This is a genomic window from Erythrobacter sp. SN021 (genome assembly GCF_021864455.1).
In genome coordinates this window covers 58,785-78,331 of record NZ_JAKKUW010000001.1, presented here as the reverse complement: position 1 = coordinate 78,331, position 19,547 = coordinate 58,785, and the positions used below count along the sequence as shown (strand labels likewise).

The 19,547-nt window shown below is 61.9% G+C and carries 21 protein-coding genes and 2 tRNA genes; 8 read left to right on the top strand and 15 right to left on the bottom strand.

Going from position 1 to position 19,547, the window contains the following annotated elements; translation table 11 throughout:
* Positions 1-32 precede the first annotated feature (32 nt).
* Positions 33-596 carry an elongation factor P gene (efp, locus tag L5849_RS00335; protein ID WP_236923817.1) on the bottom strand — a complete coding sequence of 188 codons (564 nt, stop codon included), beginning with the start codon at positions 594-596 and terminating at the stop codon, positions 33-35.
* Positions 597-737: 141 nt separating this feature from the next.
* Between efp and L5849_RS00330 the strand changes: the two genes are divergently transcribed.
* Positions 738-1,106, top strand: coding sequence for an elongation factor P (locus tag L5849_RS00330; RefSeq protein ID WP_162814921.1), 369 nt, complete (start codon positions 738-740; stop codon positions 1,104-1,106).
* On the opposite strand, the gene L5849_RS00325 is transcribed toward L5849_RS00330, so the two are convergent.
* Genes L5849_RS00325 through thiE form a run of 3 tightly spaced genes read right to left on the bottom strand, consistent with a single transcriptional unit; the run spans position 1,107 to position 3,744 of the window.
* A complete protein-coding gene (locus L5849_RS00325) occupies positions 1,107-1,802 on the bottom strand; it encodes a M23 family metallopeptidase (RefSeq protein WP_115416622.1) in 696 nt (231 codons plus the stop codon).
* Positions 1,803-1,819: 17 nt separating this feature from the next.
* Positions 1,820-3,055 carry a L,D-transpeptidase family protein gene (locus tag L5849_RS00320; RefSeq protein ID WP_236923816.1) on the bottom strand — a complete coding sequence of 412 codons (1,236 nt, stop codon included), beginning with the start codon at positions 3,053-3,055 and terminating at the stop codon, positions 1,820-1,822.
* Positions 3,056-3,108: 53 nt separating this feature from the next.
* Complete coding sequence (gene thiE / locus L5849_RS00315; protein WP_236923814.1) at positions 3,109-3,744, bottom strand: thiamine phosphate synthase; 636 nt, start codon at positions 3,742-3,744, stop codon at positions 3,109-3,111.
* A gap of 81 nt (positions 3,745-3,825) precedes the next feature.
* Here thiE and L5849_RS00310 point away from each other — a divergent pair, with 81 nt between their 5' ends.
* Positions 3,826-4,215, top strand: coding sequence for a hypothetical protein (locus tag L5849_RS00310; protein WP_236923813.1), 390 nt, complete (start codon positions 3,826-3,828; stop codon positions 4,213-4,215).
* Between the two features lie 3 nt (positions 4,216-4,218).
* On the opposite strand, the gene L5849_RS00305 is transcribed toward L5849_RS00310, so the two are convergent.
* Positions 4,219-5,106, bottom strand: coding sequence for a fructose bisphosphate aldolase (locus tag L5849_RS00305; RefSeq protein WP_236923812.1), 888 nt, complete (start codon positions 5,104-5,106; stop codon positions 4,219-4,221).
* A 256-nt stretch (positions 5,107-5,362) separates the two neighbouring features.
* Here L5849_RS00305 and L5849_RS00300 point away from each other — a divergent pair, with 256 nt between their 5' ends.
* Positions 5,363-6,121: a flavodoxin family protein gene (locus L5849_RS00300; protein WP_236923811.1), complete on the top strand. Its 759-nt coding sequence runs from the start codon at positions 5,363-5,365 to the stop codon at positions 6,119-6,121.
* A gap of 32 nt (positions 6,122-6,153) precedes the next feature.
* On the opposite strand, the gene L5849_RS00295 is transcribed toward L5849_RS00300, so the two are convergent.
* From L5849_RS00295 to tkt, 4 genes are read right to left on the bottom strand one after another with little or no spacing between them, the layout of a single operon-like run.
* Entirely contained in the window at positions 6,154-6,609 is a 456-nt protein-coding gene (locus tag L5849_RS00295; RefSeq protein WP_115416617.1) for a PaaI family thioesterase, read from the bottom strand.
* Positions 6,606-7,805: a phosphoglycerate kinase gene (gene pgk, locus L5849_RS00290; RefSeq protein WP_115416616.1), complete on the bottom strand. Its 1,200-nt coding sequence runs from the start codon at positions 7,803-7,805 to the stop codon at positions 6,606-6,608. Before pgk ends, L5849_RS00295 begins: the two co-directional genes overlap by 4 nt.
* 12 nt (positions 7,806-7,817) lie before the next feature.
* Positions 7,818-8,825 (bottom strand): type I glyceraldehyde-3-phosphate dehydrogenase, encoded by a 1,008-nt coding sequence (gene gap / locus L5849_RS00285; RefSeq protein ID WP_236923810.1) that lies wholly within the window; start codon positions 8,823-8,825, stop codon positions 7,818-7,820.
* Between the two features lie 16 nt (positions 8,826-8,841).
* Complete coding sequence (tkt, locus tag L5849_RS00280) at positions 8,842-10,821, bottom strand: transketolase (RefSeq protein WP_236923809.1); 1,980 nt, start codon at positions 10,819-10,821, stop codon at positions 8,842-8,844.
* 178 nt (positions 10,822-10,999) lie between these two features.
* Here tkt and L5849_RS00275 point away from each other — a divergent pair, with 178 nt between their 5' ends.
* From L5849_RS00275 to L5849_RS00260, 4 genes are all read left to right on the top strand, one after another.
* Entirely contained in the window at positions 11,000-11,206 is a 207-nt protein-coding gene (locus L5849_RS00275; protein ID WP_115416613.1) for a hypothetical protein, read from the top strand.
* Positions 11,203-11,526, top strand: a complete 324-nt coding sequence (locus L5849_RS00270) for a cell division protein ZapA (RefSeq protein ID WP_236923808.1) — start codon at positions 11,203-11,205, stop codon at positions 11,524-11,526. The genes L5849_RS00275 and L5849_RS00270 overlap by 4 nt, the downstream gene beginning before the upstream one ends.
* Before the next feature lie 357 nt (positions 11,527-11,883).
* Positions 11,884-12,456 (top strand): 5-formyltetrahydrofolate cyclo-ligase, encoded by a 573-nt coding sequence (locus L5849_RS00265; RefSeq protein WP_236923807.1) that lies wholly within the window; start codon positions 11,884-11,886, stop codon positions 12,454-12,456.
* On the top strand, positions 12,453-12,668 hold the full coding sequence (locus tag L5849_RS00260) for a DUF2842 domain-containing protein (RefSeq protein ID WP_115416610.1): 216 nt from the start codon (positions 12,453-12,455) through the stop codon (positions 12,666-12,668). The genes L5849_RS00265 and L5849_RS00260 overlap by 4 nt, the downstream gene beginning before the upstream one ends.
* 331 nt (positions 12,669-12,999) lie before the next feature.
* On the opposite strand, the gene L5849_RS00255 is transcribed toward L5849_RS00260, so the two are convergent.
* The 5 genes from L5849_RS00255 to thyA all read right to left on the bottom strand — a co-directional run bounded on the left by L5849_RS00255 (position 13,000) and on the right by thyA (position 17,957).
* A tRNA-Asp gene (locus L5849_RS00255) sits at positions 13,000-13,076 on the bottom strand.
* Between the two features lie 199 nt (positions 13,077-13,275).
* A complete protein-coding gene (locus L5849_RS00250; RefSeq protein ID WP_236923805.1) occupies positions 13,276-14,568 on the bottom strand; it encodes a dihydrolipoamide acetyltransferase family protein in 1,293 nt (430 codons plus the stop codon).
* A gap of 5 nt (positions 14,569-14,573) precedes the next feature.
* On the bottom strand, positions 14,574-15,635 hold the full coding sequence (locus tag L5849_RS00245) for an alpha-ketoacid dehydrogenase subunit beta (RefSeq protein ID WP_115416608.1): 1,062 nt from the start codon (positions 15,633-15,635) through the stop codon (positions 14,574-14,576).
* A complete protein-coding gene (locus L5849_RS00240; RefSeq protein ID WP_236923804.1) occupies positions 15,635-16,951 on the bottom strand; it encodes a 3-methyl-2-oxobutanoate dehydrogenase (2-methylpropanoyl-transferring) subunit alpha in 1,317 nt (438 codons plus the stop codon). The genes L5849_RS00245 and L5849_RS00240 overlap by 1 nt, the downstream gene beginning before the upstream one ends.
* Positions 16,952-17,030: 79 nt before the next feature.
* Entirely contained in the window at positions 17,031-17,957 is a 927-nt protein-coding gene (gene thyA / locus L5849_RS00235) for a thymidylate synthase (RefSeq protein WP_236923803.1), read from the bottom strand.
* Positions 17,958-18,098: 141 nt separating this feature from the next.
* Here thyA and L5849_RS00230 point away from each other — a divergent pair.
* A tRNA-Pro gene (locus L5849_RS00230) sits at positions 18,099-18,175 on the top strand.
* 149 nt (positions 18,176-18,324) lie between these two features.
* Here the strand turns inward: L5849_RS00230 and L5849_RS00225 are convergent.
* Entirely contained in the window at positions 18,325-19,545 is a 1,221-nt protein-coding gene (locus L5849_RS00225; RefSeq protein ID WP_236923802.1) for a triacylglycerol lipase, read from the bottom strand.
* Positions 19,546-19,547 lie beyond the last annotated feature (2 nt).

The following is a 19,547-nucleotide window of genomic DNA, read 5'->3' as shown; positions in this document are numbered from 1 at the left end:
TGGACGGTGGCCCGATCGCGGGCCACGCGCAATCAGTTGGCCTTGCCGACGTAGCTCTGCTCGTACACGTCGACGATGATCCGGGTACCGCTTTCGATATGCGGCGGAACCATGATGCGAACGCCATTATCGAGCACGGCAGGCTTGTAGCTGGATGAGGCGGTTTGCCCCTTCACCACCGCATCGGCCTCGACGATTTCGGCTTCGATCTGCTGCGGCAGCTCGACCGAGATGGGCTTTTCTTCCCACAGTTCGAGCTTTACCTGCATGCCATCCTGCAAAAACGGGCGCGCATCGCCGAGCAGGTCGCTCGGCAGGTTGATCTGTTCGTAGGTGTTCTGTTCCATGAAGACCAGCATGTCGCCGTCCTCGTAAAGGAACTGGTAGTCCGCCGTATCGAGACGCACCTTTTCCACCGTATCGGCGCTGCGGAAGCGGACATTGGTCTTGCGGCCGTCCTGCAGGTTCTTCATCTCGACCTGCATATAGGCGCCGCCCTTGCCGGGCTGCGTATGCTGGATCTTGGCGACCTTCCAGATGCCGCCTTCGTACTCTATGATGTTGCCCGGACGGATGTCCACGCCGCTGATCTTCATGGGGAAGCTACCTTCGACTTGTAAAAGAGCGCACCCGCCCAACGGCGGATATGTGGGCGCGCCTTAGCCGAGCCGCGCCTTTCGGGCAAGCGAGTGGAAAAGCAGCGATGCATTCGCTATGTACTTATGTGTACGGACCATATGAAACACGCCATAAACACAGCCGTTTTCGCCGCGATGGCATGCCTTGCCTGGACCCCTGCATTCGCGCAGGGTCGTCTCTCGCTGCTCGAACAGGGGGAGTATGTCTGCGCTCTACCCGGCGATGCGACCGGTGCCGCGTGGATCGAACAGGAAGGCCGCGATTTCGCGATCACCGGCGGGTCGAGCTACCGCACCGCCAAGGGCAGCGGGACCTATCTCATGGAGGGCAAGCGAGTGCTCTTTACCCGTGGTCCCATGCGCGGCGCGCGCTTCATGCGGCTGGGATCGCGTCTGTTGCAAGAGGTCGGACGCGATGGAAAGCTGGGCCGCCTGCGCTGCCATCGCGCCGGGCCGCTCAAGAGCTGATCAGCGGCTGGTCAGCAATGGGTAGGGATTCACCGCGTTGGCGGGCTCCCACCACGCCGCTTCTTCGGTCGTCTGCAGAATTGCGAAATGCAGGTGCGGCGCATCCTCGGAGGCATTTCCCGAGCTGCCAACCGTACCGAGACGTTGGCCGCGCCGTACCCGCTGCCCTTCCTTGAGACCCGGCGCATATTCGTCGAGATGGGCGTAATAGTGGATCGTGCGGCGGTCGGGCGAGCGAACATAGATCGTCAATCCACCCGCATCGCTTTCAAACAGCTTTTCGATTTCTCCCGGACCCGCTGCCACGACGCTGGTGCCTTTGGGCGCCATAATGTCGATCGCCTCATGCAGGCGCGATCCGTCCGCGCGCGAATCGCTGAATGTATCCGTTAGCTCGCTTGGGCGGACGTTGAGCACGGGAACGACCAATTCGCGACCGCTACGCGCATCGGGCACGGAAGTAACCGATGAATCGAGCGCTGTGCCAGCAGGGGTATCGCTCCCCTCTGTATCAGGCTCGGCCCCTCGATCGGCGGTCGCCGCGTTCGGACTTGGCGCGGCCTCTGCCGGACGTGTCCGCTCGCGCTGGCTCACACTGGACGCGTTCTCGATGAGGCTGCCCCCCGCGACGATCCAGACCGCGCTGGTAATCGTGGCGGTAACGATGATGGTGAGAATGCGATCGATCAAGGCCATGTTCGAACCCTAGCGCCTTATGGTTCGAAAATCACCTGCGTCGATTGCGATACCATCCCGGCAAGCCGCGCCGCATCCCAATTCGTCAGGCGCACACAACCGCTCGACTGAGCCCGACCGATCGTTTCGGGGTCGGGCGTCCCGTGGATACCGTAATGCTCCTTGCTGAGGTCGATCCACACCACGCCGACAGGCGAATTGGGTCCTGGAGCCAAAGTGTAAGTCTCTCCCTCGCCTTCGCCGAGCACTTCGGGATCGTAGCTATAGGGCGGATTGTAAGCCTCGCCGAGGATATCCCATTCTCCGATCGGGAGCGGGAATTCGCTGGAGCCCGAACTCACCGTGAACAGCGCAACCAGCTCGTCACCCCGGTAGGCCTTCAATGTCTTGCCCGCCTTGCTCACGACGATGCGATCCACCTCTGGCTGTTCGGTTCCGACACCCAGCGAGGCGAGCGTGCGCTGCCAGTTGCCGTCCTCGATCGATCCCGGCGCAATGCGGTCGCCGCCGATATTGGGAACGCGGATCTGTTGGCCCGCTTGGAAATAACTCGGCTCTTGTCCGTCCGGACGCGCGATGTCGGGCGTGGGTGTAGGCTGTGGGTTCGGCCCCTGGACATCCGCCGCTGTGGCTGGCTGGCCGTTCGGATTAAGCTGTTTGAGCACTTCCACCGTGGTATGGAATCGCTCGGCAAGGCGCTCGTCAAGCGATGCGTAGCCGAGGCGTTCGAGTTTCGCTTTCTCGGCAACGTCTTCGGGCATGTCGATATAGCTTTCCTCGCCCCAGCTTGCGGGGATCGTGACCACGCGGGTCGCCGGTATCCGCTCCCAATCGGCAAGTGCACTCTTGGTCGCTTCGTCGAGCTTGCCGGTAATCTCGAGATCGTTCGCTTCCTGGAAGCCCCGAAGGGCGTTTTCCGTACTCATTCCCATCTTGCCGTCGATCACGCCGGGACCGAAACCAACGCGGTCGAGCACAACCTGTGCCTGCATGATTGGGCGCTCTTCGGCATCGGGCAGTTCGGACGGCTGCGCCTGCTCGCCTCCGGCATCCGCGCCGATCTCGTTCCGGTAGCGATCGTCGTTTGAGGCCATGGTGTCGGCGAGGTTGTCGTCGCCATAGGTCTCGTAGCCATAATCCCTGCCGCTATCGCTGTTGGCGACCGGATCACCTTCTTGCTTATTGTCCTGGCCCTGCATGCCACACGCGGCGAGGGCCAACGAGGAAACGGCGGCGAGAACAAATATACGCATGGGGACCCTTCCTGAAACGGGGGACGCAGCTCCGCCCCTTCAGGTCACCAAACTCACGCGGGGGCGATTTGCTCCGCGAAAGCTTTTATCGCGGCAACTTCGTCGCCGTTCCACACCGCACCCGACACGGCGAGGAAGTCCGCCCCTGCCTCTATCAGCGGCCTGCAATTGTCAGGCGTGATGCCACCGATCGCGACCGAGGGCAGTTCGACCATTTCGCTCCACCATTCCAACAGTGCGAGTTCGGCGCGATGCTCGGTGTCCTTCGTCGTGCTGGGGAAGAACGCGCCGAAAGCGACGTAGTCTGCTCCCGCCTCGCCGGCTTCGAGCGCGAGATGGCGCGATGCGTGACAGGTCACCCCGATCTGTGCTTCGCGGCCAAGCTGCTCGCGCGCGTCCCTGGGATCGCCGTCGCCCTGACCCAGATGGACGCCGTCCGCCCTGAGACGCTTTGCAAGCGCAATGTCATCGTTGACGATGAAGGCGACGTCGCGCGCCGCGCAAATAGCCTGCAACGGTTCGGCGAGCGTTGCGGCCTCGTGCTGGTCGATACCCTTTACCCGGAATTGGAAGGCGGTGACGAGACCGGGTCCGGCATCGAGCGCGCGTTCGAGCCGCGCTGGGAAATCGCCCGATACATCGAGCGGCGAGATGAGATAGAGCTGGGTCGAGGGTATGGTATCGGTCATCGGAGGGGCTCTCTAGAGCGCCGATCGCATTTCGTCACGCATTCAGACCTGCGAAAGCGTATGGCACGTCCAATAGCAGGCATGAAAACGCTATTTGCCGCCGCGCTGCTTATCCCCCTCACCGCCTGTGCCATCATTCCCGATACGCCGATGTCCGGCAGCGAGGCCGCAGCGCAGGGTACGGCGGTTGCGATAGCGCAGCCGGTCTGGGCGGGCGATGCGATCCTGACACCCTTGGCGGTGAAGGAAGACAGCCGCTGCCCGGTCAACGCACGCTGCGTCTGGGCGGGCAAGCTCACCGTCTCGACACGCATTGCGGCCACGCACTGGACGCAGACCGCCCCGCTCACCCTGGGCGAACCCTATGAGGTGATGGGGCGGACCTACGTGCTGGTGTCCGCTACGCCGGAGCAGGCCACTGACGGCCAGATCGCTCCCGGCGATTATCGCTTTATTTTCGAGAGACGCTGAGCTTCAGGCGACGCTGGCCGCGTGGATCTGGTCGATCGCGCCCGAGAGGGTCCGGTCGAACTCCTCATCGCTCTGCGTGGCGCGCAGGTCCTGCAGCAGACCGCGGCTGAAGCTGGCGATCATGCCTGGGTTCTTAGCCAGCTCACGGCAGGCCTCGTCGGTCGAATACCCACCCGACAGAGCGACAACGCGGAGCACCTTGGGATGCTTGGTAAGCCCGGAATAGAGGCCCGCTTCCTTGGGGATCGACAGCTTGAGCATGACCTGCTGGCCTTCGGGCAGCGCATCGAGCCCTTCCTCGATCGCTTCGAGCAGGATTTTCTCGCCTTCGGCACGATCGTCGGCGGTGATGTCGTATTCGGGCTCCAGCATCGGCACCAGACCGGAGCTGAGGATACGCGCGCCTTCGGCGAACTGCTGGTGGACGGCTTCCTTGATTCCGACCGGATTGGCCGACTTGATGACGCTACGCATCTTGGTGCCGAAAACGCCGAGTTCCTTGGCGCGATGGCACATAGCTTCGAGGCCCGGATTGGGCTTCATCAGCTGTGCACCGTCGCGTTCGTCTTCGAGCCCCTTGTCGACCTTGAGAAACGGTACGATTCCGCGCTCCTTGAGGCGCGCCGGAACCGGCTTACCGCCACTCACCCCTTCCATGGTCTTTTCAAACAGAATGGCGCCGATCACCTTGCCATTGCCGAAGCTGGGCGCTTCGATAATGCGCTGGCGCATTTCATGGATCAGGCCGAACATTTCGTCCTCCGTGCTCCATGCCGTATCATCGACTCCATACCCCTTGAGTGCCTTGGGGGTCGAACCGCCCGACTGATCGAGTGCTGCAATGAAGCCCTGGCCTTCGGCGATACGCGCCTTCATCTCATCAAAAGTCATCTGGAAAACCCCGCGTCTGGTACTGATCGTGCATTCGTACGCGCGCGCCATACAAAAGCGATTTCACGCCTGCAACAGCGGTGCGTGACTTATTGGCGAGCCATGGTCAGCTATCGCGGAGACGTTGCAGGAACCGAGTGTACTGCGACATCCGGACCAGTGCCCGGTCAATGCGAGCGGCCCCGCCACCGCGAGCACCGGCAACTGTAACTATCTCGGTCCTCAAACGTATTCTCGACGGACATGGGGAGATTGCATGCTCGACGACATCCAGCAAAAGCTCTGCGACGAAAGCGCGTCCGATTTTTCGGACCTAAAGGCCTTGACGATAAACTGTACGTTGAAGCCGACGCCGCAAGGTTCGCACACCGACAAGCTGCTCGGCGTTGTGGAGGCGATTTTGGTGAGGAACGATGTCGCGTTAAAAAGCGTGCGGCTTGTCGACCACGATATCGCCCCGGGCGTGTATCCCGATATGACCGAGCACGGCGCCGAGCGCGACGACTGGCCGACAATCTGGGAAAAGGTGCGTGCAGCCGACATCCTTGTCGTCGGAACACCGATCTGGCTGGGCGAGAAAAGTTCGGTCTGCCAGCGCCTGATCGAACGGCTCTACGGCCATTCGGGCGACACCAACGATCGCGGCCAATACATCTTCTACGGAAAGGTCGGTGGCTGTATCGTTACCGGTAATGAAGACGGAATAAAGCATGTCGGCATGGGCGTGCTCTATTCCCTGCAGCATGTCGGCTGCACCATCCCGCCCCAGGCCGATGCCGGCTGGATCGGCGAGGCAGGCCCGGGGCCGAGCTATGGCGACGCGAAGGAAGATGGGTCGGGCTATGTCGGTTTCGACAATGATTTCACCCGCCGCAACACGACCTTCATGACCTGGAACCTGATGCACATGGCGCGGATGCTCAAGGACGCGGGCGGCATCCCAGCGCATGGCAATTCGGTCGATCTGTGGAACAAGGGACGACGCTTCGACGCGCCCAATCCCGAATATCGCTAGCAAGCGAATCTCACCAAAAAAAGCATGCGAGCCTATCGCCTGGTGATCTTTCGGATGATCCCGTTGAAACTGAGCACCGGGGCACCATCGGCCCGGATCATGCCGACGACATAGATCGTCTTGCCGCCCGCGCGCACAACCTCTCCGCGCGCCTCGATCAACTGGCCGACGCGCGCCGGATCGAGGAAGTCGCCTGCCAGATGCATGGTCACGCCGTGCGAACCGGCAAGAGCATCGGTCGCGATCGTGAAGATAGCGCTATCGGCAAAGGTCATCATGCAGCCACCGTGCATGAAGCCTGCGCCATTCATATGGCGTTCTTCGGCGCGGAAGGCCGCAACCATCGAGCCATCGTCCTCGCGGCGCTCGTAAAACGGCCCCGCGCGCTGCTCGAAGGCGTCGCCCTGCCATACCGACCATCCTGCCCAGTCCCCTTCGGTGACAGGCACGAGACCACCGCTCGATCCTACCGCTTCGTTCTCGCTCATGCGGTCAGCGCCGCAACGCCGGGCAGATCTTTGCCTTCCATCCATTCCAGGAAAGCGCCGCCCGCAGTAGATACGAAGGTGAAGTCATCTTTGACCCCGGCATGCGCGAGCGCGGCGACGGTATCGCCGCCACCGGCTACGGAAATCAGCGAGCCATCCTGCGTCAGAGCAGCCGCCGTTTTGGCCAGGGAGACCGTGGCCGCATCGAAAGGTTCGGTTTCGAATGCACCCAGCGGACCGTTCCATACCAGCGTACGGCAGGTTTTGAGGACATCGCCCAAGGCTTCCACCGCCAACGGACCGATATCGAGGATCATTTCGTCCTTGGCCACCTCATGAACGTTGGATGTCCGCAGAGATGGCGGGTTGGCAGAAAACTCTTTCGCCACCACCACGTCATACGGCAGGTGGACGGTGCAACCGGCATGATCCGCTTCATCCATGATCCGGTTGGCCGTGTCGGCAAGGTCATGCTCGCACAGCGATTTGCCGACATCGACGCCCTTCGCGGCGAGGAAGGTATTGGCCATGCCCCCGCCGATAACGAGATGCTCGACCTTGCCGACCAGGTTGTGGAGCACGTCGAGCTTGGTCGAGACCTTGGCTCCGCCGACGATAGCAGCCACCGGCGCTTCGGGGTTGCCAAGCGCGGCGTCGAGCGCCTTCAGCTCGGCTTCCATCGCACGGCCGGCATAGGCCGGGAGGCGATGCGCCAATCCCTCGGTCGAGGCATGCGCGCGGTGCGCAGCGGAAAAGGCATCGTTGACGTAGAAATCGCCGTGAGCGGCAATGCCCTTGGCAAATTCCGGGTCATTGGCCTCCTCGCCCGGCCAGAAACGGACATTGTCGAGCAAGCCGATATCGCCATCGCGCAGGATACCGATCGACTGTTCGACAACCGGCCCCATCACCTCGGGGATGAACATGATTTCGCGGTCGAGCACGCGTTCCACATCGCCTTGCACCATGCTCGTGCTCATGGTCGAATGACGCTGGCCCTTGGGACGACCGAAATGAGCGAGCAGCAGGACCTTGGCACCCTTGTCGGCAAGCTCGAGGATGGTCGGTTTGACCGCCTCTGCCCGGGTCACATCGGAGGCGCGGCCTTCCTGCATCGGCAGGTTGAGATCGACGCGCACCAATGCGACCTTGCCGGTAATATCGCCAAGGTCGTCCAGGGTCCTGAAACTGCTCATTTTTTCTCGTCCTTAAAGGAACTTCGCCATCACGCCGGCGGTGTCGATCATGCGGTTCGAGAAGCCCCATTCATTGTCGTACCAGCTGACGACGCGGGCAAGCTTGCCTTCCATCACGCTGGTTTCCAGGCTGTCGACTGTCGAACTGGCCGGATGATGGTTGAAATCGCTGCTGACGAGCGGCTGGTCGGTATAGTCGAGCACGCCTTTCATTGCCCCTTCCGAAGCCGCCTTTAGGGCTGCGTTCAGTTCCTCGGCGCTGGTATCGCGGCCGGGCGTGAAGACGAGATCGACAAGGCTGACGTTGGGCGTCGGTACGCGCACCGAGCTGCCGTCGAGCTTGCCGGCCAGTTCGGGCAGCACGAGGCCGACCGCGCGGGCTGCGCCGGTGGTGGTCGGGATCATGTTCTGCGCACCGCCGCGGGCACGGCGCATGTCGCCGTGCATCTGGTCGAGCATGCGCTGGTCGTTGGTGTAGCTGTGAATGGTGGTCATGAAGCCGCGCTCGATACCCACGGTGTCGTGCAGCACCTTGGCAACCGGCGAGAGACAATTGGTGGTGCAGCTAGCGTTGGAGACGATCACGTCCTCGGCGGTCAGCGTTTCGTGGTTTACACCGTATACGATTGTGGCCGAAACATTTTTCGCCGGAGCGGAGATCAGCACGCGCTTGGCGCCAGCTTTGAGATGCGGTTCGGCCGCTTCGTGGCTCTGGAAGAAGCCGGTGCATTCGAGGACAATATCGACGCCCATTTTGCCATGCGGCAGGTTGCCCGGATCGCGCTCGCTGGTCACCGCGATCGACTTGCCATTCACGATGATCGCATTGTCGCCGACTTCGACCGTGCCGGGGAAACGGCCGTGCGTGCTGTCGTACTGGAACAGCAGGGCGTTCGACTTGGTATCGGCCAGATCGTTGATCGAAACGAGCTCGAGATCATGATCGTCACGTTCCAGAATGGCGCGCGCCACGAGGCGGCCGATACGTCCGAAGCCATTGATTGCAACCTTGGTCGCCATTGATAAGAACTCCTGCTTAATCGTTCAATTTATTCATGATTTGCGGAACGATGGCCTCCGCGGTAAGACCGAATTTCGCGAACAGATCGCCAGCCGGGGCGCTGGCGCCGAACCGGTCGATCCCGATCGTCAATCCATCGATCCCGACATAGCGTTCCCAGCCGAAGGTGGTGCCTGCCTCGATCGATACCTTGAGCGTATTGTCGGGTAAAATATCGCTGCGATACGCATCGTCCTGCTCGTCGAAAAGCTCGGTGCAAACCATCGAGACGACCTGCGCGCCAACGCCCTGCTTTTCGAGCTGTTCAGCACAGTCGAGCGCGACATGCACTTCGCTGCCGCTTGCGACCAACGTGACCTTGGGGGCGTTGCCGTTCTTCTTGAGGCGATAGGCGCCCCTTGAGCACATGCCGATCTCGTCGGGGGCGTTGCGGACTTGCGGCAGGCCCTGACGGCTAAGCGCGAGAACCGTTGGACGGGCCTTCTGCCGCAGGGCGATCTCCCAACATTCGGCTGTCTCCACCGCGTCGGCCGGGCGCATCACCAGCACATTCGGCATCATCCGCAGCGACTGGACATGCTCGACAGGCTGGTGGGTCGGGCCGTCCTCGCCAAGCCCGATGCTGTCATGAGTCATCACATAGACGACACGCTGCTGCTGCAAAGCCGAAAGACGAATGGCCGCGCGGCAATAATCGGTGAAGACGAGGAAGGTGCCGCCATAGGGAATGACGCCGCCATGCAGAGCCATGCCGTTCATCGCGGCGGCCATGCCGAATTCGCGGATACCGTAATAGACGTAGCGGCCCGAATAATCGTCGGCGGTGAAGGCGGTAATACCGCCCGCCTTGGTGTTGTTCGATCCGGTCAGGTCGGCGCTGCCGCCGATGGTCTCGGGCAATTTGCCGTTGATCTGCGCCAAGGTCATCTCGCTCGCCTTGCGGGTCGCGACCTTCTGCGGCTCGGCCATCAGCGACTGGATATAATTGTCGAGGCTGAAGCCCGCGGGCAGTTCGCCTGCCATGCGGCGTTCGAATTCAGCCTTTTCGGAGCTGTTCGAGAGACGCACATCCCATTCGGAGTGCATCGCCGCGCTGCGCTCGCCAGTGTCGCGCCAATCGGACAGAACCTGTTCCGGCACTTCGAAAGGCCTGGCATCCCAACCCAGCACATTGCGCGCAGCGGAGATTTCATCCTCGCCCAGCGGCGCACCATGGGTGGCACTGGTGCCCTGCTTGTTGGGCGCACCCTTGCCGATGACCGTCTTACAGGCGACGAGCGACGGGCGGTCGTCAGCAACAGCTTCGTCGAGCGCGCGCCGGATGTCCGCGAAATCGTGACCGTCGCAGCTTACGACATGCCATCCCGTCGCTTCGTACCGGGCTTTGATGTCCTCGCTGGTGGACAGGTCGGTTGTGCCATCGATGGTGATGTTGTTGTCGTCCCACAGCACCACCATCCGGCCGAGCTTGAGATGTCCGGCGAGGCCGATCGCCTCGTGATTGATGCCTTCCATCAAGCATCCGTCACCCGCTATCACCCAGGTACGATGATCGACCAGATCGTCACCGAAGGCCGCGTTGAGGTGACGCTCGGCCATCGCCATCCCGACGGCCATTGCAAGACCCTGACCCAGCGGACCGGTGGTGCTTTCGACACCGTCGAGCAGGAAGTTCTCCGGGTGCCCCGCACAGGGGGACCCAAGCTGCCGGAAATTGCGGATGTCTTCCATCGTCGGGCGGGCATACCCCGACAGATGCAACAGGCTGTAGATCAGCATGGAGCCGTGACCCGCCGACAGCACGAAACGATCGCGGTCTGCCCAGTCGGGCGCCTTGGGATCGTGCTTCAGATATTCGCTCCACAGCACGGTCGCGACATCGGCCATACCCATGGGCATGCCGGGATGCCCCGAATTCGCCGCCTGCACCGCATCCATAGAAAGCGCCCTGATGGCATTGGCCATCTGGACCATGCGAGCAGTGTCGAGACTCATAGAATATATTCTCCGGAAAACAGCGGCGATTCGACGCGCGCGAAGCCTTCGCGGAGCGCGCGCGCGAGGTCAACCCGCGCGCGCAGCCATTGTCACCGCCCATCTGCTCACCCCACTTGTCAACAGAAGGACCCAAGCCTTTGCATGACAGCGGCTATCTTGGTACTCCGTCCCCGCCATGAATTCCGAACGTATTCAAAACGCTCTTGACCGGATCGATCGTGCATTGGCGCGGATCGAGACTCAGGCAGCGCTTAAGGCGCATTCTCCCGTATCGAGCGGGCCAACCAATGCCGAACTCGTCGCCCGCCATGAAGCGCTTCGCGAAAGCGTGGCTGCCAGCATCTCGGAACTCGACGGACTGATCAAAGGGCTCGAGGCATGAGCAATGTCACCCTCGCCGTCGGCGGTCGCAACTATACCGTCTCCTGCGAAGACGGACAGGAAGACCACGTCCAGCGGCTTGCCCGTGTGATCGACGAAAAGCTCGGATCGATGGGCGCCAATCTTTCCGGCCAGGAAGCAAAGAACCTGCTCTTCGCCGCGCTGTTGCTGGCCGATGAGCTCGACGAAGCGAAGAAAGCGACTGTCGGTCCAGCGGAACCGGCAATCGACGCGGATAAGCTGGCCGGTCAGCTCGAACGCATTGCGATCGCGCTTGAGAACGCAGCCTCCACTCTTGAGAGTGGAGCGAGCGCATCCTAAGTAGGCCGAGGCGGGGCTGCCCGGCACGAGCCGCATGAACATCCCTGAGGCTATAAGCAATCCAAGGGAGCTGTCCCTGCCCTGGTCCACCGGTTCGGCCGTGGGATTGGGGCATACGGCACCCACCTGACGTTTTAGGCGTCAGAGGATTTCGCCGGAAACGACCCATGGTGGTCCCGCCACTTTTCCAGCTTGGTGCGGTCAGGACATCCGTCCTTACCTTGCTGTGCCATCCCGCTTTACCTCCCGGCCACCCATAAGAAACCGTGCCGTGGGTGGCCGGGACGGGCAGCGGGATGGAGGGACCGGAAGGGCGCGAATAGACGCCAAGGGAGTCTGCCCCTAGAGAGCTCTGCCGTGACCAAAGACGAACTCCGCAAACAACTCCGCGCCGCGCGCCGCGAGCATGTGGCGGCGCTGCCTGCCAGCATGCGCACACTCGTGTTCATGCGCCCTCCGGCGCCCTTGCTGAAACTGGTTCCTGACGACGCCATCATCGGACTCTATCGGGCTACAGCCTCCGAGGCGCCCGCAGCGTCCTACGCCCGTTACTTCCTAGAGCAGGGTCACGCCATCGCCCTCCCCCGGTTTGCGGACAGGCGCGCAGCGATGGAATTCGCACGGTTCACCGATCCCTTTGAGGAAAGCGATCTCGAAAACGGTCCCTTCGGCATTGCGCAGCCAAGCGCCACAGCAGAGCCGGCCGCACCGGACGTCCTCTTCGTCCCGGTCGTCGGGTTTGCTACAAATGGCGCGCGGCTTGGACAGGGTGGCGGGCACTACGACCGGTGGCTCGCCGCAAATCCCGGCACGACCGCCATCGGCCTTGCCTGGGATACGCAACTGGTAGACGAATTACCGATCGAGCCGCACGACGTCCCGCTGTCCGCCATCGTCACTCCAACCCGTATTTATGGACCCTTCGCATGAGGAAAGAACCAACCTGGCGCATTCCGGTCGGCCTGCTTGGCCTCCTGCTGGGCCTTTCGATCTATGGCCTCGTCATCGCTCGTTATGCGCCGGAGTTGATCGGCGATTGGCCGACCCTGTTGCAGACGATCGTTTATATAGTTCTCGGCCTCGTCTGGCTGCTGCCGCTGCGCCGCTTTCTGATCTGGATGGAAACCGGCCGCTGGGGCTGATTGCAAGGGAATACTCCTTCCCTTCCCCGCGAACGGAACCGGCTCTGAGAAAGGCGCGCCGATCGCCAGATGGACAAACGGAAAGGACACATGCGCTAGCACGATCACGAGCGATGCTCTTACCCGATCCGGTTCGCCAAGGTGGCGATACCGCGGTTTACGAGACACTCGCTCCACGCCTGATCGTCAGAATTCGAAGAAAGGGATCACCAGCGCGACATCGTAGCAGGTCCGGGGGGGGGGGCCTGACTTGCAGAAAACGCCACCCCTGCGTCTGTCCGCGCACGGACAGTCGGGGGACTTGACTAATTGCTGTGAAAAGAAACCCAAGTGGCGCGAGTGACGGGACTCGAACCCGCGACCTTCGGCGTGACAGGCCGACACTCTAACCAACTGAGCTACACCCGCGTAGCCACTTGGGAGCCGCGCATCTACGGGCGGCTCCGATTCCTGTCAATGGCCTATATTGCGCTTTTTTTGCTCTTTTTGCGAGGAGCGATTTGGCGACCCGTCACAAGCGGTATTCCGGTACGAACAAGGGCACCGGAGCCGTGCTCCGATGCCCTTTTTTCGATCCTTCCGCTCGCCCCAGGATTGGGGTGAACCGTCAGTCGACGAGGATAAGCGCCGGGGTTTCCAGCAGCCTCCTGAGCGCCTGTACAAAGCTCGCCGCATCCCAGCCATCGACCACGCGGTGATCGCAACTGATCGAGATGTTCATCAGCTTGCGCTTCTCGATCCGTTCCACACCGTCGGTGCCGGTCACGTACATCGGGCGCTCGATGATGCGGTTCGGGCCGATGATGGCGACTTCCGGACGGTTGATGACCGGTGTCGTCGCCACGCCGCCGAGCGGACCGAGCGAGGTAACGGTGAGCGTACCTCCCTGCATTTCTTCCGACTTGGCCGTGCCGGCACGGGCTGCATCGGCCAGGCGAGAAATCTCGTTCGCAAGCTGCCACAGGTTTTTGGCCTGCGCATTCTTGATGACCGGGACCATCAGGCCCGCATCCGTCTGCGCGGCCATGCCCAAATGCACTGCTCCATGACGCGTGACCACACCCGCTTCGTCGTCATAGCGGGCATTGATCATCGGGAAGTCGGGCAGCGTCTTGCAAATCGCGGTGATCAGCAGCGGCAGGATGGTCAGCTTCGGCTTGTCGCCGCGATTGGCATTGAGCTGCGCGCGCAGTTCCTCCAGCGCGGTGACATCGCATTCCTCGACATAGGAAAAATGGGGGATGTTGCGCTTGGATGCAGCCATGTTCTCGGCGATGCGACGGCGCATGCCGATGACCTTCTTTTCCTCGTCCGCGCGGGTCTTGGCGGCGGCGCCATATCCCGAATTGTAAGACAGGAACTGGTCGAGATCGCCGTGGCGGATGCGACCGTCTTCGGCGGGCTTGACCTGGGCGAGATCGACACCGAGATCCCTGGCGCGCTGGCGCACCGCCGGGGTAGCGAGAACCTTAGCCTGCGGCGTCGGCTCGGGCGCCGGGGTCGGTTCCGGAATCGGTTCGGGCTCGGGATCTGCGGCGAGCGCGTCATCGGCATCGCTGGCGTCCGAAGTCTCGACCTCGATGCGCTCCTCGACTTCTTCCGCTTTGGGAGCAGGCGCGGGGGCCGGAGCCTCCTCGGCCACGTCGTCGGGTACCTCGCCTTCGACCTCGATCACAACCAGCATCGAGCCGATCGAGACCATGTCGCCTTCAGCACCTGCAATTTCCAGGATCTTGCCATCGACCGGGCTTTCCATCGGCACGGTCGCCTTGTCGGTCATCATGTCGACGAATTCCTCGTCTTCCTTGACCGTGTCGCCGACCTTTTTGTGCCATTGCACGATTTCAGCCTCGGCAATGCCTTCGCCGATATCGGGCATGTTGAAGGTAAATTTCGCCATGAGGATCAGTCCTTGAGGATCTTGTCGATGGCCTCGCCGATGCGGATCGGGCCGGGGAAATAGGCCCATTCGAGGCTATGGGGATAGGGCGTGTCGAAGCCGGTCACACGTTCGACCGGGGCTTCGAGATGGTAGAAGCAACGCTCGGTAACGAGCGCGGAAAGCTCGGCGCCGAAACCGCTGGTGCGCGTGGCTTCATGAACGATCAGGCAGCGTCCGGTCCGCTCGACCGAGGTTTCGATCGCCTCGATATCGAGCGGGACCAGTGTGCGCAGATCGAGAATGTCGGCCTCGACACCCTTCTCCCTGCACACCGCTTCGACCACATGAACCATCGTGCCATAGGCGAGGATGGTGAGCTGTTCGCCCTCGGTAACGTGGCGCGCTTTGCCGAGCGGGATTTTGTAATAACCCTCGGGCACGACGCTCGCGTCGAATTTTTTCCACGGCTGTACGGGCTTGTCGTAATAGCCGGAAAACGGGCCGTTATAGATCCGCTTGGGCTCGAAGAAAACGACCGGGTCATTGTCCTCGATGCACGAGATCAGCAGACCTTTGGCGTCATAGGGTGTTGCTGGGATTACCGTCTTGAGGCCGGAGACGTGGGTGAAGATCGCTTCCGGGCTCTGGCTGTGCGTCTGACCGCCGAAGATGCCTCCACCGAAAGGCGAGCGCACCGTCATCGGCGCGATGTACTCTCCCGCCGATCGGTAGCGCAGGCGCGCCGCTTCACTGATTAGCTGATCCAAACCGGGGTAGATATAATCGGCGAACTGGATTTCGGGCACCGGGCGCAGGCCATAGGCCCCCATCCCCACGGCCACTGCGATAATACCGCATTCGTTGATCGGCGTGTCGAACACGCGCGTCTTGCCGTATTTCTCTTGCAAGCCCGCGGTGCAACGGAATACGCCGCCGAAATAGCCGACATCCTCGCCCATGACGACGACATCCTCGTCGCGGCCCATCGATACGTCGAGCGCATCGTTGATCGCCTCGATCATGTTGAGGCGGCGTTCGGTTGCGCCTTCGGTAGCTGGTGCGTCCTGGGTTGCGGTCTCGCTCATCAGCCCTGCACTCCCTTGGCCGGCAGCCCTTCCGGGAACTTGGTTTCACGCTCGCGCACGGCCTGGTTGGCCTGTTCCTGGAGGTGCCACGGCAACTCCTCGAACACGTCTTCGAACATGGTGCGGAACGGGTGGTGCAAGCCATGACCGAGAATGCCGTTCGCTTCGGCTTCCTTGGTAACCTTCTTGACGTGCTCGGCCGCCTCGAGATCCATCTTTTCCTGGCGCTCCTCGTCCCATTCGTCGATCGCGATGAGATGGTTCTTGAGGCGCATCACCGGATCGCCGAGTGGCCACTCCTCGCGCTCCTGCGCGCTGCGATAGCCGCTGGGATCGTCCGATGTGGAATGGCCTTCGGCGCGATAGGTGAAGAATTCGATCAACGTCGGCCCGGCATTGGCGCGCGCGCGATTGGCGGCCCATTGCTCGGCGGCGTAGCAGGCAAGCGCATCATTGCCATCGACGCGCAGGCCGGCAAGCCCGTAACCCAGCGCGCGCGCGGCGAAGGTGGTGCGTTCTGCGCCCGCGAAACCGCTGAAGCTCGAGATCGCCCACTGGTTGTTGATAACATTGAGGATAACCGGTGCATTATACACCGTTGCGAAGGTGCAGGCCGAATGGAAGTCGCCCTCGGCGGTGCTGCCCTCGCCCACCCAGGTCGCGGCGATGCGGCTGTCGCCCTTCATCGCGCTCGCCATCGCCCAGCCCACCGCCTGCGGCGTTTGCGTTGCAAGATTGCCGCTGATGGTGAAGAAGCTGTGTTCGCGGCTCGAATACATGATCGGTAGCTGGCGGCCCTTCAGCTTATCGCCCTTGTTCGAGTAGATCTGGTTGATCATCTCGATCATCGGATAGCCGCGCTGGATCAGGATGCCCTGCTGGCGGTAGCTGGGGAACACCATGTCGTCGGCGGCAAGCGCCATGCTGGCCGAAACGCTGGTCGCCTCTTCGCCCGTGCACTTCATGTAGAAGCTGGTCTTGCCCTGCCGCTGGCCGCGAAACATGCGCTCATCGAAGGCGCGGGTCATCGCCATATGGCCGAGCATGGTGCGCAGTGTGTCCGGGTCCAGTTTCGGGTCCCAGGGACCGTGCGCCTTGTTGTCCTCGCCCAGCACACGCACGAGGCCGAAAGCCATGTCGCGCATTTCGGCCGGGTCGCAGGCCTCGTCGGGACGCGCCATGCTCCCGGCCTCGGGCACGTCGATATGCGAGAAATCGACCGCGTCGCCCGGTCGGTACTTCGGTTCGGGAACATGCAGCGACAGCTTGGGACGGTTGTCGCCTTTGGCTGCATTACCCTCGGGCCTGTCGGCCATAGAATCGTCTCCCAGACGCAATCTTACGCTTGCGCGTTATTTTATTTCACCGGTGGGAAACGGTCAAGTCATCGCCGCATCACACCGCGACGGGCGCTTTGATTGGCCCGTGCGGCGCGTAGTCGTGAACCGCGAAATCCTCGATCGCATAGTCGAAGATCGAAGGCGGGCGCCGCACTATTTCAAGCCGCGGAGCGCCTTGCGGTTCCCGCGAAAGCTGCTCGCGGATCAGATCTTCGTGATTGAGATAGAGATGCGTATCGCCCCCCATCCAGACCAGCTCGCCGGGTTCGAGATCGACCTGCTGTGCAATCATGCACTGCAGCAACGCCGCCGACCACAGGTTGAACGGGAGGCCGAGTGCGACATCACAACTGCGCTGGTAGAGCAGGCAGTTCAGGCGATTGCCCTCGACATGGAACTGGTATGTCTTGTGACACGGTGGCAGCGCCATCTGCGGCACCTCGGCGACGTTCCATCCCTCGATGATGTGTCGGCGGCTACCCGGATTGTCTCTCAGCGAATCGACCACTTCGGCGACCTGATTGATGCCCGGCCCCTTGCGGAACAGCCCTCCGGCAACCGGCTGGTAAGTGGGCCAATCCACCCACTGTTTACCATAGACGGGGCCGAGATCGCCCCACTTGGCTGCGAACTCCTCGTCTTCCCTGACTCGTTCGACGAATATGTCGAGTGCGATCTCGTCGCCCATCTCCTCGACGTAGCGAGCATGTGGCCACTCGTTCCAGATTTTGACGTTCTGGAGCACCAGCGGGCGGATGTTGGTGTCCCCGGTGAGGAACCAGAGCAACTCGCGCGTGGCGGTCTTCCAATAGACACGCTTGGTCGTGATCAGCGGCATCGCGCCGCCCGCCAGGTCGAACCGCAGAGTCGCGCCGAAGATCGACCGGGTGCCGATGCCGGTTCGGTCTTTACGCTCGCCTCCCTCACGCCAGATCCTGCGCATTAGGTCGAGATATTGCTGTTCGAAGTGCGGTCCGGGCACGGTTTCAGTCTCGCTGGATGTGTCAGGCCGCTGTAATGCCGATTTGTGCAAATTGCCCGCTTGCACGGCCCGCAATCCACACCTATAGGGCGCGCCTGCCTCGCAGCCGTGGCCTTCGCAGATGGCCCGGTCCGATCCGGTCGGGGAGTAGCTCAGCCTGGTAGAGCACTGTCTTCGGGAGGCAGGGGCCGGAGGTTCGAATCCTCTCTCCCCGACCATTTTTCAAGTACTTGCGCGGTTTCCGGTGAGGCCTGAACCACAGCCGACTGCGGCTTGGGAATGGATGCGGAGCCGCGCGGGTGGCTTGTGCTTCGTCTAAAGCGACGTCGCAGCCCCCTCGCCCGGCTCAAGCGCGCGTTTTCTCGGATCAAGGCGCCGATAGGTATTGCCTGATGAAGCTGGTCGACGTGCTGACCCATCCCAGTTCCAAGTGGTTCACCGCTGTCGTAACACTGCCGCCATGCGTCGTCATTCCGGTCGTGTCGCGGCAACTCGAAATGAAGACCACCCCGTCCGAAGGTCCGGTATGTTCGTTGTGCAGAAGAGCTATGTCGGCCTGGTTACCGCAGATATTGTGAATCCGCACAGCCGAGGGCGACGGCGCCTGACGGATCACGTCAACCAGCGATTTGGACAGATAGGCGGCGAGGCCCGGCCCGGCACTGTAGAAGCCCTGTCCACCGTGGAACGTGGTGTACCAATCCTGTTCGTAAGTCGGCAATCCATAGGTGCCGCTCCAGTCCTTGAGCAACTGGGCCGAGCCGGGGAAATAGGGCGAATCATAAGTCCATTCCGAGCCGGAGCGCCAGAAACCATAGCAGATTAGCTTGTCGTGCGGTGTCGGTCCGTTGATCACGCCGCCGCAGGCGGGATAGACGGTCAGGCTGAAGGTCCATCCATGGCGGAAGGACAAGTCGATACCATTGTTGGCCGATCCCAGCAGGATCAGACGGCGGACGTCGCCGCGATAGGCCGTGCCCCATGATCTGCGCACGCCCGAGATATACATGCGCGCGTTCGATGCAGCCTTCGACCAGGCGACCACGTCAACCTGGCCTGCGCCGGTGCGAGACTTGATGATGGCGATCGCATCGGCGATCTGCTCCGACCAGAAGTAGCCATCGCCATTCTTGTGCGGCAGTCCGAGAGCGAAGACGCGGTGGCCCCGGCTCGACAGATCCTGCATTAGACCTGTCGACGGGCAGCTCGATCGGCCGCAGCCGTAACTGCCAGCCTCGTTCGGATCGGCCCAGGCAAGATCGGCATCCTGGTTGGCGCCATGCACCAGCAGCACCGGCACCTTCGTACCCACGTTCCAATTGGGGGCATAGTAGAGAAGAAATCGCGAGCTGTGGGGCCGGGCCGTTCCGAAAAAAGTCGCCCGTTGGCCCGTCTGATCGCCGCGCCCGTCGGTGGGGAAGCTTTCCTGAGTAAAGGCCGTCAGAGTGTCGCGCCACCGTTCGACCCGCACCCATCCATTATCGATACCGCTGGAGTATGTCGCCTCCAGCGTGGTCGATCCGGCATGGGCAGATGGCCCCCACGCCAGCGCACCCAGCGCCAGCAACAGTTTCCAAACATGCTTCATCG

What these genes read in the sequence shown, in the direction of transcription:
- efp (WP_236923817.1), bottom strand. Translation starts at nt 596, where the DNA reads ATGAAGATCAGCGGCGTGGACATCCGTCCGGGCAACATCATAGAGTAC.
- L5849_RS00330 (WP_162814921.1), top strand. Translation starts at nt 738, where the DNA reads ATGAAACACGCCATAAACACAGCCGTTTTCGCCGCGATGGCATGCCTT.
- L5849_RS00325 (WP_115416622.1), bottom strand. Translation starts at nt 1,802, where the DNA reads ATGGCCTTGATCGATCGCATTCTCACCATCATCGTTACCGCCACGATT.
- L5849_RS00320 (WP_236923816.1), bottom strand. Translation starts at nt 3,055, where the DNA reads ATGCGTATATTTGTTCTCGCCGCCGTTTCCTCGTTGGCCCTCGCCGCG.
- thiE (WP_236923814.1), bottom strand. Translation starts at nt 3,744, where the DNA reads ATGACCGATACCATACCCTCGACCCAGCTCTATCTCATCTCGCCGCTC.
- L5849_RS00310 (WP_236923813.1), top strand. Translation starts at nt 3,826, where the DNA reads ATGAAAACGCTATTTGCCGCCGCGCTGCTTATCCCCCTCACCGCCTGT.
- L5849_RS00305 (WP_236923812.1), bottom strand. Translation starts at nt 5,106, where the DNA reads ATGACTTTTGATGAGATGAAGGCGCGTATCGCCGAAGGCCAGGGCTTC.
- L5849_RS00300 (WP_236923811.1), top strand. Translation starts at nt 5,363, where the DNA reads ATGCTCGACGACATCCAGCAAAAGCTCTGCGACGAAAGCGCGTCCGAT.
- L5849_RS00295 (WP_115416617.1), bottom strand. Translation starts at nt 6,609, where the DNA reads ATGAGCGAGAACGAAGCGGTAGGATCGAGCGGTGGTCTCGTGCCTGTC.
- pgk (WP_115416616.1), bottom strand. Translation starts at nt 7,805, where the DNA reads ATGAGCAGTTTCAGGACCCTGGACGACCTTGGCGATATTACCGGCAAG.
- gap (WP_236923810.1), bottom strand. Translation starts at nt 8,825, where the DNA reads ATGGCGACCAAGGTTGCAATCAATGGCTTCGGACGTATCGGCCGCCTC.
- tkt (WP_236923809.1), bottom strand. Translation starts at nt 10,821, where the DNA reads ATGAGTCTCGACACTGCTCGCATGGTCCAGATGGCCAATGCCATCAGG.
- L5849_RS00275 (WP_115416613.1), top strand. Translation starts at nt 11,000, where the DNA reads ATGAATTCCGAACGTATTCAAAACGCTCTTGACCGGATCGATCGTGCA.
- L5849_RS00270 (WP_236923808.1), top strand. Translation starts at nt 11,203, where the DNA reads ATGAGCAATGTCACCCTCGCCGTCGGCGGTCGCAACTATACCGTCTCC.
- L5849_RS00260 (WP_115416610.1), top strand. Translation starts at nt 12,453, where the DNA reads ATGAGGAAAGAACCAACCTGGCGCATTCCGGTCGGCCTGCTTGGCCTC.
- L5849_RS00250 (WP_236923805.1), bottom strand. Translation starts at nt 14,568, where the DNA reads ATGGCGAAATTTACCTTCAACATGCCCGATATCGGCGAAGGCATTGCC.
- L5849_RS00245 (WP_115416608.1), bottom strand. Translation starts at nt 15,635, where the DNA reads ATGAGCGAGACCGCAACCCAGGACGCACCAGCTACCGAAGGCGCAACC.
- L5849_RS00240 (WP_236923804.1), bottom strand. Translation starts at nt 16,951, where the DNA reads ATGGCCGACAGGCCCGAGGGTAATGCAGCCAAAGGCGACAACCGTCCC.
- L5849_RS00225 (WP_236923802.1), bottom strand. Translation starts at nt 19,545, where the DNA reads ATGAAGCATGTTTGGAAACTGTTGCTGGCGCTGGGTGCGCTGGCGTGG.